Annotated in this window: 11 protein-coding genes; all 11 read left to right on the forward strand. The window is 61.3% G+C overall.

Annotated elements, in window-relative coordinates:
• The 11 genes from Q0864_RS02290 to folD all read left to right on the forward strand — a co-directional run bounded on the left by Q0864_RS02290 (position 1) and on the right by folD (position 12,299).
• Positions 1 to 483 (forward strand): ExbD/TolR family protein, encoded by a 483-nt coding sequence (locus tag Q0864_RS02290; RefSeq protein WP_298565728.1) that lies wholly within the window; start codon positions 1 to 3, stop codon positions 481 to 483.
• A gap of 10 nt (positions 484 to 493) precedes the next feature.
• Positions 494 to 1,591: a hypothetical protein gene (locus Q0864_RS02295; RefSeq protein ID WP_298565730.1), complete on the forward strand. Its 1,098-nt coding sequence runs from the start codon at positions 494 to 496 to the stop codon at positions 1,589 to 1,591.
• Complete coding sequence (gene tolB / locus Q0864_RS02300; protein ID WP_298565732.1) at positions 1,588 to 2,919, forward strand: Tol-Pal system beta propeller repeat protein TolB; 1,332 nt, start codon at positions 1,588 to 1,590, stop codon at positions 2,917 to 2,919. The genes Q0864_RS02295 and tolB overlap by 4 nt, the downstream gene beginning before the upstream one ends.
• Positions 2,920 to 3,068: 149 nt before the next feature.
• The gene (gene pal / locus Q0864_RS02305) at positions 3,069 to 3,575 is read left to right on the forward strand and encodes a peptidoglycan-associated lipoprotein Pal (protein WP_298565733.1); all 507 of its coding nucleotides are present in this window, start codon (positions 3,069 to 3,071) and stop codon (positions 3,573 to 3,575) included.
• Positions 3,576 to 3,601: 26 nt separating this feature from the next.
• Complete coding sequence (gene ybgF / locus Q0864_RS02310) at positions 3,602 to 4,435, forward strand: tol-pal system protein YbgF (RefSeq protein ID WP_298565735.1); 834 nt, start codon at positions 3,602 to 3,604, stop codon at positions 4,433 to 4,435.
• Positions 4,432 to 5,679, forward strand: a complete 1,248-nt coding sequence (tilS, locus tag Q0864_RS02315) for a tRNA lysidine(34) synthetase TilS (protein WP_298565736.1) — start codon at positions 4,432 to 4,434, stop codon at positions 5,677 to 5,679. Before ybgF ends, tilS begins: the two co-directional genes overlap by 4 nt.
• 86 nt (positions 5,680 to 5,765) lie before the next feature.
• On the forward strand, positions 5,766 to 7,685 hold the full coding sequence (ftsH, locus tag Q0864_RS02320) for an ATP-dependent zinc metalloprotease FtsH (RefSeq protein WP_298565738.1): 1,920 nt from the start codon (positions 5,766 to 5,768) through the stop codon (positions 7,683 to 7,685).
• 140 nt (positions 7,686 to 7,825) lie between these two features.
• Complete coding sequence (locus tag Q0864_RS02325; RefSeq protein ID WP_298565740.1) at positions 7,826 to 8,743, forward strand: DMT family transporter; 918 nt, start codon at positions 7,826 to 7,828, stop codon at positions 8,741 to 8,743.
• 87 nt (positions 8,744 to 8,830) lie between these two features.
• Positions 8,831 to 9,415, forward strand: coding sequence for an MOSC domain-containing protein (locus tag Q0864_RS02330; RefSeq protein WP_298565742.1), 585 nt, complete (start codon positions 8,831 to 8,833; stop codon positions 9,413 to 9,415).
• Between the two features lie 200 nt (positions 9,416 to 9,615).
• Positions 9,616 to 11,292, forward strand: coding sequence for a formate--tetrahydrofolate ligase (locus Q0864_RS02335; protein WP_298565744.1), 1,677 nt, complete (start codon positions 9,616 to 9,618; stop codon positions 11,290 to 11,292).
• A gap of 104 nt (positions 11,293 to 11,396) precedes the next feature.
• A complete protein-coding gene (folD, locus tag Q0864_RS02340) occupies positions 11,397 to 12,299 on the forward strand; it encodes a bifunctional methylenetetrahydrofolate dehydrogenase/methenyltetrahydrofolate cyclohydrolase FolD (RefSeq protein ID WP_298565746.1) in 903 nt (300 codons plus the stop codon).
• The last annotated feature ends 30 nt before the right edge of the window (positions 12,300 to 12,329 follow it).

Below are 12,329 nucleotides of genomic sequence, written 5' to 3' on the forward strand. Positions count from 1 at the left end.
ATGGCTGCTGGTGTGCAACAAAGCGGGGGTGCGGATCGACGCGCCCGGCGCGGACGTCGTCGCGGCAAACATCGCCGCGTGATGGCTGAGATCAACATCACCCCCTTCGTGGACGTGATGCTGGTGCTGCTGATCATCTTCATGGTCGCCGCACCCCTGATGGTTGTCGGTGTGCCGGTGGAGCTGTCCAAAACCGCCGCCAAATCGCTGGACGCCCCTGAGGAAGAGCCTTTGGCGATCACCATCACCGAAGAGGGGCAGATTTTCCTGCAAACCACCGAGATTGCTCAGAGCGAGTTGATCACCAAGCTGCGCGCCATTGCGGCTGAGCGCACGGACAACAAGGTCTTTTTGCGCGCCGATGGGCAGGTCGAATGGGACGCGATTGCCAAGGTGATGGGTGCGTTGAACGCGGCGGGCTTCACTTCGATCGGGTTTGTGACCGAAGGTGGCGGGCCAAGTCTGACCGGCACGGACAACTAGGGCAGGGCGTATGCGCAGAGGTCTTTACATCTCGGCATCTGTCCACGGGATCTTGATCCTGTGGGTGCTTTTCGGCGGGGCCTTCAACTGGTCGCGCGACGAAGAGCTTGTGCAGGTGTCCGATGTCTCGATCATCTCGGAAGCTGAATTTGCCGCGTTGAGCGCGCCAAAAGGCGAGGCCGCGACCGAGGGCGACACGCCCCCCGCCCCGCGCCCGACGCCCGAGCCCGCGCCAGAGCCGGCACCTGCGCCAGCGCCGGAGCCTGAACCCGCACCAGCGCCGGAACCGGAGCCGGAACCCGAACCGACGCCTGAACCGGAACCCGAACCGACGCCTGAACCGGAACCCGAACCGACGCCTGAACCGGAACCCGAAACAGCCCCTCCCGCGCCCGCGCCGCGCGTGGCCCCGACCCCCGCGCCAGAGCCGGAAACACCTGTAGAGGAAGCACCCGAGGTGGTTGAAGCGCCAGAACCCTCGCCAGAGCCGACGCCCGAGCCTCTGCCCGAAGAGGTGACGCCAACCGCGCCGCCTGAGACCTCGACCGAGATTGTGACCGAAGCCGAAGAGCCGGTGGAAGATCCGTCGCTTGCCCCTGCGACCTCGTCGCGTCCAAAAACGCGTCCCAACCGCCCTGCACCTGTGGAAACCGCTGAACCGGAAACGCCTGCTGAAACCCCGGCCGAGACTCCGGCGCCTGCCAATACTGCAGCGGCCGTCGCCGCAGCCGTGGCCGACCAAGTTGCCGGTGGTGAAACCGATACGCCTGCGCAAGACGTGCCCGAAGGCCCGCCCCTGACCCGGGGTGAAAAAGACGGGCTGCGTGTGGCTGTCAGCCGCTGCTGGAACCTTGGGTCTTCGTCGACCGATGCCATGACCACCACGGTTGTGGTATTGGTGACAATGAGCCGAGACGGCAAACCCGAGGGGATCAAGATGGCATCATGGGATGGCCCATCCAAAGGCGCCGCCGACACTGCGTTTCAAGCCGCGCGGCGCGCGATCATTCGCTGCGGCGCAAGCGGCTTCGATCTGCCGGCCGAAAAATATGGCCAATGGCAGGAAATTGAAATGACCTTCAACCCGGAAAAGATGAGGATAAAATGACCCTTATCAGGACATTGACCATCGCTTTTGCCACGGGGCTTTCGCTTCTTGGTGCCCCAAACACCAGCCTTGCAGAAGGCCCTTTAAGGATCGAAATCACCGACGGTGTGATCGAACCCTTGCCCTTCGCGATCCCTGATTTTCAGGCCGAAGATGGCGGGGCCAGTGATTACGCCGGTCTGATCGCGCGCGTCGTCGCGGCTGATCTTGCCGGAACGGGGCTGTTTCGTGAAATCCCGGCCGATGCGTTCGTGTCCAACGTGACAAGCTTTGCGAGCCCGGTCGCCTACGCTGACTGGAAGGCAATTAATGCGCAGGCGCTGATCACCGGGGCGGTGTCGACCTCGGGCGATACGATCAACGTCAAGTTCCGGGTGTTTGACGTGTTTTCCGATCAGCCACTGGGCGAGGGTTTGCAGTTTGCAGGCACCGCCGCCTCGTGGCGGCGCATGGCGCACAAGGTGGCCGACATTGTCTATAGCCGGATCACCGGCGAGGGCGGCTATTTCGACAGCCGTGTGGTGTTCGTGTCTGAAAGCGGTCCCAAGAATGCCAAGCGCAAGCGGCTGGCAATCATGGATTACGACGGCGCGAATGTGCAGTATTTGACCGACAGTTCGGCGCTGGTGCTGGCGCCGCGCTTTTCGCCCACCGGCGACAAGGTGCTCTATACCAGCTACGAGACAGGCTTCCCGCAGGTCTATGTGCTGGATGTTGCCACAGTGGGGCGGCAGGTGTTGTCGCAACAGCAAGGCACGATGACCTTCGCGCCGCGCTTTTCGCCCGATGGGCGCACGGTTGTCTATTCGCTGTCGGCCGGGGGCAATACGGACATCTATGCGATGGACATCAACGGCAGCAATCCGCGCCGGTTGACCTCGACCCCATCCATCGAAACCGCGCCCAGCTTTTCCCCTGATGGCAGCCAGATCGTCTTTGAAAGTGACAGAAGCGGCAGTCAGCAGCTTTATGTCATGCCCGCAGGCGGAGGAGAGGCCACCCGCATCAGCTTCGGGCAGGGCCGCTATGGCACGCCCGTCTGGTCCCCGCGTGGCGACCTGATCGCGTTTACCAAGCAAAATGCCGGCCGGTTCCATATCGGCGTCATGCGCACGGACGGGTCGGAAGAACGGCTTCTGACGGCCTCGTTCCTGGATGAAGGTCCGACCTGGTCGCCAAATGGGCGGGTGATCATGTTCGCGCGCGAAAGCCAAGGGGCAGCCGGGGCGCCTGCGCTTTATTCCGTTGACATTTCGGGGCGCAATCTGCGTCGTGTGGTGACAGAGGGGGCCGCGTCTGACCCAGCTTGGTCACCGCTTTTGAAATAGGCGCTTTCACGCCCACGGATCGGGGCAGCTTTGGCGCTGTTTTCCGATCCGTTTCCAAATGGTGCGCAAACTGTTAAACTTGCGCCAACGAGCAACAAAACAGCCTGTCACCTGATAATGCAGGCTCAGAATGGACACAGGAACGACCAATGAGAACTTTTGCAATCGCTGCGCTGGTTGTGGGCGCTTTGACACTTTCGGCCTGTTCAAAAAACCGGTTGGACAATGAATATGGCGCAGGTGCGCTGGGTGGGGATTTCGTGGCGGGCAGCCCGTCCGACCCGAAATCACCAGCCTATTTCCAACAGACGATTGGGGATCGCGTGCTGTTTGCCGTGGACCAGTCTTCGCTGAGCGCCGAGGGCATCGAGCTGTTGACCAAACAAGCGGCTTGGCTGATGGAAAACACCGCCTACACCGCCGTGATCGAAGGCCACGCCGACGAACAAGGCACGCGCGAATACAACCTTGCACTGGGCGCCCGCCGCGCCTCGGCTGTGCAAAACTTCCTGATCGAACGCGGCGTCGCCCCGAACCGGCTGCAAACTGTGAGCTATGGCAAGGAACGGCCGCTTGAGATCTGTTCGGAAGAAAGCTGCTATGCCAAGAACCGCCGCGCTGTGACCGTTCTGGCCGCAGGCGGTTTGGTCAGCTGATCCCCCACCGGACAAGGAGGTTCCCGATGCCGCGTTTTCCCCGGTTAGGTGCCGTCGCACTTAGTCTTTCCATCACGCTTGTCACTCCATCATTCGCCCAAGATCGGGCGCAATCGTTGGCGGACATCCGGCAAGAGCTGACGATGCTTTATGTCGAGATTCAGAAGCTCAAGACCGAACTGTCCACCACGGGGGCTGCATCGGTGCAGGCGGGTGCGGGCGGTCTCAACGAACGCATGGCAACGCTGGAAGGCGAGCTGTCGCGGCTGACCGGCAAGACGGAACAGCTGGAGTTCCGCATCAATTCGATCGTGCAGGATGGCACCAACCGGATCGGTGATCTGGAATTTCGTCTGGTCGAACTTGAAGGCGGCGATGTCAGCAAGCTGAGCGAAACCACGACGCTGGGCGGGGGCGCCGCGCCAACCGCCCCCATCGCGGCCCCAGAGCCCGCCCAACCCCTGACGACCGAACTCGCCGTGTCGGAGAAAGAGGATTTCGATGCCGCCGGTGCGGCGTTGGAAGCGGGCGACTTTGAACAGGCCGCGACCATGTATGAGGCGTTCATTGATGCCTATCCCGGTGGGCCGCTCACCGCCGAGGCGCATTTTCAACGCGGCGAAGCGTTGACCGGTCAGGGCGATGTCAAATCCGCCGCCCGCGCCTATCTGAACGCTTTCTCAGGGGCGCCCAACAGCGACCGTGCCCCAGACGCGCTGTTCCGGTTGGGCAATGCCCTTGGTGCGCTTGGCCAGATTTCAGAAGCCTGCGCGACGCTGACCGAAGTCGGCAAACGTTTCCCCGGCACACCCGCCGTTGAAGATGCGCAGGCCGCACGGACCAGCCTTGGGTGCCAATGACGCTTGAAAAGACACTGGCTGATGCCCTGAACCGGGCCCGCGCGCGCGGGCCCGTTCTGCGTTTGGGGGTGGCGGTGTCTGGCGGAAGCGACAGCATGGCGCTGTTGAACATGGCGCACGGGTGGAGTGCGGCGCAGGGCGTGGCGCTTGGCGCGGCCACCGTCGATCACGGCTTGCGCCCCGAAGCCGAGGCGGAAGCCCGCCGGGTTGCCGATACCTGCGACCGGCTTGGCGTGCCGCACGACATCCTGCGCTGGTCGCCGGATGTCACGGGCAATCTGCAACACGCGGCCCGCCATGCACGCTATGACCTGCTGGCGGGTTGGTCCAAGGCGCAGGCGCTGGACGCCGTCGCACTTGGGCACACAGCCGACGATCAGGCCGAGACGTTCTTGATGCGGCTTGCGCGCGGATCGGGTGTGGATGGGCTTTCGCAAATGCGCGACGATTGGGTGGACAGGGGGGTGCGTTGGCTTCGCCCTATTCTTTCGGCTGAACGCGATGCGCTGCGAGGTTGGCTGCAGGACCGCGGGCATGGCTGGGTCGATGACCCCTCGAACGACGATCCGCGCTTTGACCGGGTTCGCGTCCGCCAAGCCATGCAGGATCTTGCGAAACTGGGCCTTGATCGCTCCCGTCTGGTCGAAACGGCGCGCCACATGCGCGAGGCGCGCAGCGCGCTGTCATATTTCGCCCACGAAACTGCCGTGCGCATTGCGCGTGTCGAAGGGGGTGCGGTGCTTTTTGACGCTGTCGCGTTTCGGCAATTGCCGGCTGAAACCCGCCATCGGTTGCTGGCGCACGCCCTTATGTTCGTGTCTTCAACGGTTTATCGGCCGCGCTTTGACGCCCTTTGCGCATTAGAGACCGACGTTCTGTCTGGCACTGCGCGCACCCTTCAGGGCTGCCTGGTGACGTTGCATAAAGATGTGATCGAGGTCGTGCGCGAATACGAGGCGGTGCATAATCAAAGGGCTGAATCTGACGCGCTTTGGGACGGTCGCTGGCGGCTAGAAAGTGCGCAACCTATTGAAAATGCGTGGATTGCGGCATTGGGGCAGGGGATTTCGGACTGCCCGAACTGGCGGGCGTCAGGGCTGTCGCGCCAGACGGTTTTGGCCTCACCTGCGGTCTGGACCAAGGCCGGTTTGATCGCGGCACCTTTGGCAGAATACGCCAACGGATGGAGCCTTTCGACGGCACCCGAGAAGGAAGATTTCCTTCTGTCCATTTTATCGCATTGAACATACCAAGATCATCCCTATTTTAGAGACAGCGCTGTGCCGTCCGGCTTGCGCCTCGTCGTCATGGCATTCAAAGGAGATCCCCCTTGGGCAACGCGAGAAATTTCGCCTTCTGGATCGTGCTCTTTCTGCTGATCCTGGCCTTGTTCAACCTGTTTTCGAACGGGCAGGCCGGGCTGGCTGCATCGCAGGTCAGCTATTCCGAGTTCGTGGCCGCTGTAGATGGTGACCAGGTCAAGACCGCCACCATTGATGGTGAGCAAGTCGTTTATCAGGGTTCAGATGGCAAGATGTATCAAACCATCGTGCCGCGTGATGCCAAGGTGACCGACCAGTTGATCTCCAAAGGTGTCGAGGTCAAAGCCGAAGCACAACAGCAATCAGGGTTCATGAGCCTCATGTCCTTGCTGCTGCCGGTGATTCTGCTGATCGGTTTCTGGTTCTTCATGATGAACCGGATGCAGGGCCGCGGGGGCGGCGGTGCCATGGGCTTTGGCAAATCCAAGGCCAAGATGCTGACCGAACGCGAAGGTCGTGTGACCTTTGACGACGTGGCGGGCATTGATGAAGCCAAGGAAGAGCTGGAAGAGATCGTGGAATTCCTGCGCAACCCGCAGAAATTCAGCCGCTTGGGCGGGCAGATCCCCAAAGGGGCGCTTCTTGTTGGCCCTCCCGGCACCGGTAAAACGCTGCTGGCCCGTGCCATTGCTGGCGAGGCCGGCGTGCCGTTCTTCACCATCTCCGGCTCTGATTTCGTCGAGATGTTCGTGGGTGTCGGCGCAAGCCGTGTCCGCGATATGTTCGAACAGGCCAAGAAAAACGCGCCCTGCATCGTCTTTATTGACGAGATCGACGCGGTGGGCCGGTCGCGTGGCGCAGGCTATGGCGGTGGCAACGACGAACGCGAACAGACGCTGAACCAGCTTCTGGTCGAAATGGACGGCTTTGAAGCGAACGAGGGTGTGATCATCCTGGCCGCCACCAACCGTCGTGACGTTCTGGACCCAGCACTTCTGCGTCCGGGCCGCTTTGACCGCCAGGTCACCGTGCCAAACCCCGACATCAAAGGTCGCGAGAAGATCCTGGGCGTGCACGCCCGCAAGGTGCCGCTGGGTCCCGACGCCGATATGCGCATCATCGCGCGCGGCACGCCGGGGTTCTCGGGTGCTGATCTGGCGAACCTTGTGAACGAAGCCGCTCTGATGGCCGCGCGCATTGGTCGCCGATTCGTCACCATGGAAGATTTCGAGAACGCGAAAGACAAGGTGATGATGGGGGCTGAACGCCGCTCGATGGTTCTGACGGACGATCAGAAGGAAAAAACCGCCTATCACGAGGCCGGCCACGCGGTGGTTGGCATGTCGCTGCCGCAGTGCGATCCGGTCTACAAGGCGACGATCATCCCGCGCGGAGGCGCGCTGGGTATGGTTGTATCCCTGCCCGAGATCGACCGCCTGAACTGGCACAAGTCGGAATGCGAAGAAAAGCTGGCCATGACCATGGCGGGCAAGGCAGCCGAGATCATCAAGTATGGCGAAGGAAATGTGTCCAATGGACCTGCGGGTGACATCCAGCAGGCCTCGGGTCTGGCGCGCGCCATGGTGATGCGCTGGGGCATGTCCGAGAAGGTCGGCAATATCGACTATGCCGAGGCGGCCGAAGGATATTCGGGCAACACGGCGGGTTTCTCGGTTTCGGCGCACACCAAAGAGCTGATCGAGGAAGAAGTGAAGCGCTTCATTCAGAACGGCTATGACACGGCCTTCAAGATCTTGTCTGAGAAGAAGGAAGAATGGGAAAACCTTGCCCAAGGCTTGCTGGAGTTTGAGACCCTGACCGGGCCCGAGATCGAGCGCGTCATGAAGGGCGACCCACCGACCAAGGGCGATGACGAGGATGATACCTCGGACGAGGGTGACGCCCCGTCGCTGGCGGCCATTCCCAAAACCAAGCCGCGCGCGAAGCCTTCGGGTGACTCCGGGCTGGAACCCGAGCCGACAACCTAAGAAACGCATGCCAAAAACCCCCGGCCCAGCAATGGCGCCGGGGGTTTTCTTTTGTGACGGGCTTTTCGCGCAAGAACCGGGTCGCTGTCGCCAGATACGTCTGGCAGCAAGGTCAAGAATTGGACCGGGGGAAATGACATTTGACACGAGCGACCGCACCGTCTTTGGACGTCCTTAGTTTTGCGCTGCTTTTTTTGCTGGCCGCCATTTGGGGTGGGTCATTCTTCTTCGCAGAAATCGCTCTGCGCGAGCTGTCGCCCCTGACGATCACCCTTCATCGGGTGTTCTGGGCCACGCCGATCTTGTGGTATGTTGTGCGCGCCAAAGGCATCACGCTACCAAGATCTCCGCGGATCTGGGGCAGCTATCTGGTGATGGGCGCGTTGAACAACGCGATCCCGTTCACGCTGATATTCTGGGGGCAGCGCGAAATTGAAAGCGGTATGGCGTCCATTCTGAACGCCACGACGGCAGTGTTCGGTGCGGTTGTGGCCGGGCTTTTGTTGAAAGACGAGCCGCTCACCTTGCCCAAACTCACAGGGGCCACGTTGGGTGTCGCCGGGGTTGGCATCATCATGGGGCGCGATGCAATGTCCGATTTCAACCTGACAAATCTGGCGCAGCTTGCGGTGCTGGCAGCCGCCCTGTCCTATGCCTTCGCCAGTGTCTGGGGAAAGACGCAGCTTGCACGACAGCCCCCGTTGATGAATGCGTTGGGTATGGTGGTGGGCAGCGTTGTTCTGATGGTGCCGGTTGTCCTTCTGGTCGATGGGATGCCAAATGTGCATCTGTCGCTGCCGGTCTGGGGGGCGGTGTTTGGCATCGCGGCCCTTTCCACCTCGCTGGCATATGTGCTGTATTTCGCCATCCTTGCGCGGGCGGGCGCGGCCAACCTGATGTTGGTCACGCTGCTGATCCCGCCCTTTGCCATCGCGCTTGGCGTGATGTTTCTTGGGGAAAGTCTGCAAGCCAGCGCCTATCTGGGCTTTGGTGTCATTGCCATTGGGTTTGCAGTGACGGACGGTCGCCTGCTGGCCGTGCTGCACGGTCGTTGGTGAGCCGACGCAAGGTAGCGTCACTGCTTTTGGTTTGCGCCAGCATGTTCTTCCCGTCAGGATAGGCGCAACACAAGACAAGGAGCCTCCATGCCCGCCCTTATCCCCACCGACCACAGGGCCACGATCACGTGGCTTGGCAAGACCGCTGACCGCGACGCGACGCTGACCTCGGTCGCCTGCGATGCGGTCGAGCTGAATTACGAGGGCATCATTGGCGAGGCACGGTCTGGCATCACCCGATCCTCGTGCCCGCGCGTGACCAACCAGTATCCGCTTGATACCGAAATTCGCAATGTCCGACAGATCTCGGTTCTGTCCGCAGAAGAGCTAGCCGAAATCGCAAGCGCGCTGGATTTAGACCAGATCGACCCAGCATGGTTGGGCGCGTCGATGGTGGTCAAGGGGCTGCCTGACTTCACGCACTTGCCGCCCTCGGCGCGACTTCAGGCGGATAACGGCGCGGCATTGGTGGTGGATATGGAAAACCGCCCCTGCAATTACGTCAGCCGCGAATTGGAACGTGTGCGGCCAGGCCACGGCCTTGGTTTCAAGCCTGCCGCCAAGGGCAGACGCGGTGTCACGGTCTGGGTCGAGCATCCGGGCACGCTGAAGCTGGGGGATCAGTTGCGTCTGTATATTCCCGGCCAAAGGGCGTGGCAGCCCAAGGGGTAGCACCGGCGCTTCGCCGTTGACCCAACCAACCTTGGCGCAGAAGGGCCGCCGGGCTTTCCGACGAATTCTGCGGCAAACATGTCGGATTCCACCCTATGGGGGGCCGTCAGTGCAGATATGTATCGAGAAGAAAAGGATCGCGGTATCAACAGGGCTGCGACCTGACCTGAACAAAAGCGCACGAATCTGAAGGATCTGCTATGAGCTATAAATCCGACATCGAAATTGCCCGCGAAGCCAAGAAACGCCCGATCCAAGAAATTGGCGACAAACTGGGTATTCCGACCGAACATCTGCTGCCTTTCGGACATGACAAGGCAAAGGTCAGTCAGGATTTCATCAACTCGGTGCAGGACCGCGAAGATGGCAAGCTGATCCTTGTGACCGCGATCAACCCGACGCCAGCGGGCGAAGGCAAGACGACGACGACCGTGGGTCTGGGCGATGGGTTGAACCGGATTGGCAAAAAAGCGATGGTGTGCATTCGCGAAGCGTCACTTGGGCCGAACTTCGGGATGAAGGGTGGTGCGGCTGGCGGCGGTTACGCGCAGGTCGTGCCGATGGAGGATATGAACCTTCATTTCACCGGCGACTTTCATGCCATCACCTCGGCGCATTCGCTTCTGTCGGCGATGATCGACAACCACATCTATTGGGGCAATGAGCTTGCGATCGACGAACGCCGCGTGGCGTGGCGTCGCGTGGTCGACATGAACGACCGTGCGCTGCGCGACATCGTGGTGTCACTTGGTGGCGTATCGAACGGGTTCCCGCGCCAGACCGGATATGACATCACCGTCGCCTCGGAAGTGATGGCGATCCTGTGTTTGTCCAACAATCTGGAAGACCTGCAAAAGCGTCTGGGCGACATCATCGTGGCCTATACCCGCGAACGCACCCCGATCTATTGCCGCGACATTGGCGCAGACGGCGCAATGACGGTGCTGTTGAAGGACGCGATGCAGCCCAACCTTGTGCAGACGCTGGAAAACAACCCGGCCTTTGTGCATGGTGGCCCGTTTGCCAACATCGCGCATGGCTGTAACTCGGTCATTGCGACGAAAACCGCGATGAAACTGACCGACTATGTCGTGACCGAAGCCGGTTTCGGGGCCGATCTGGGTGCCGAGAAGTTCATGAACATCAAGTGTCGCAAGGCTGGCATTGCGCCGTCTGTCGTGGTGCTGGTTGCCACAGTGCGCGCGATGAAGATGAATGGCGGCGTGGCCAAGGCCGATCTGGGCGCGGAAAACGTCGCGGCTGTTCAGGCTGGCTGCCCGAACCTTGGTCGTCACATCGAGAACCTCAAATCCTTTGGCGTGCCGGTTGTGGTGGCGATCAACCACTTTGTCACGGACACCGATGCCGAGGTGCAGGCGGTGAAGGATTATGTGGATAGCCACGGGTCCGAGGCGATCCTGTCGCGCCATTGGGAACTTGGCTCGGAAGGGTCGGAGGCGCTGGCGCGTCGCGTGGCCGAGGTGGCCGACGCAGATGTCGCCAGCTTCGCGCCGATCTATCCCGACGAGATGCCACTGATGGAGAAAATCGAAACCATCGCCAAGCGCATCTATCGCGCGGACGAAGTTTTGGCCGACAACAAAGTGCGCAACCAGTTGCGTGACTGGGAAGACGCCGGATATGGCAACCTGCCGGTCTGTATGGCGAAGACGCAATACAGCTTCTCGACCGACCCGACCCTGCGTGGCGCGCCCACCGGCCATTCGGTCCCGGTGCGCGAAGTGCGGCTGTCGGCGGGCGCGGGTTTCATCGTCGTTGTCTGCGGCGAGATCATGACCATGCCGGGCCTGCCGCGCAATCCCGCGGCGCTGTCCATCGGTTTGAATGCCGAGGGCGAGATTGAAGGTCTGTTCTGAACAAGGATGGGGCGCGGCGCGGGGCTTACCTGTTGCCGCGCCCCGGCCTGTTCTGATACCGGTCAGCCCAAAGACCCATTTACACGATACAAGGAGAGTGGGCGATGACAGCTCAGATCATTGATGGCAAAGCCTTCGCGGCCACGGTGCGCGAAAAGGTCGCCGCCCATGTGGCACGGGTGAAAGACGAAAGCGGGATCACACCCGGTCTGGCCGTCGTGCTGGTGGGTGAAGACCCTGCCAGCCAGGTCTATGTCCGCTCGAAAGGGAAACAGACCGTCGAAGTTGGCATGAACAGCTATGAGCACAAGTTGGAGGCGGACACGTCCGAAGCCGACCTTCTGGCGCTGATCGACAAGCTGAACAATGACCCGGCTGTGCACGGTATTCTTGTGCAATTGCCATTGCCCGGCCATCTGAACGAAGATCTCGTCATCAACTCTATCGACCCGGCAAAAGACGTGGACGGGTTCCACATCTCGAATGTCGGCCTGTTGGGCACGGGTCAGAAGTCCATGGTGCCCTGCACGCCGCTGGGCTGCCTGATGATGCTGCGCGACCATCACGGGTCGCTGACGGGTCTGGATGCGGTGGTGATTGGCCGGTCCAACATCGTCGGCAAACCGATGGCGCAATTGCTGCTGGGCGATAGCTGCACCGTCACCATCGCGCACAGCCGGACCAAGGACTTACCCGACGTTGTGGGCCGCGCCGATATCGTCGTGGCCGCCGTCGGTCGCGCCGAGATGGTGCCGGGTGACTGGATCAAACCCGGTGCGACCGTGATTGATGTTGGCATCAACCGCATCGACGCGCCCGAAAAGGGCGAGGGCAAGACCCGCCTTGTGGGCGACGTGCATTTCGAAAGTGCGGCCAAAGTTGCCGGTGCGATTACCCCCGTGCCGGGTGGCGTTGGCCCGATGACGATCGCCTGCCTGCTGGCCAACACCCTGACGGCGTGCTGCCGTGCAAACGGGCTGGTCGAACCCGAAGGCCTGACGGCTTAACACCTGACCGCAGTGTTGCGCGCAGACAAC

Origin of the sequence: uncultured Aliiroseovarius sp. (genome assembly GCF_947497285.1) — a bacterium.
Classification (GTDB): domain Bacteria; phylum Pseudomonadota; class Alphaproteobacteria; order Rhodobacterales; family Rhodobacteraceae; genus Aliiroseovarius.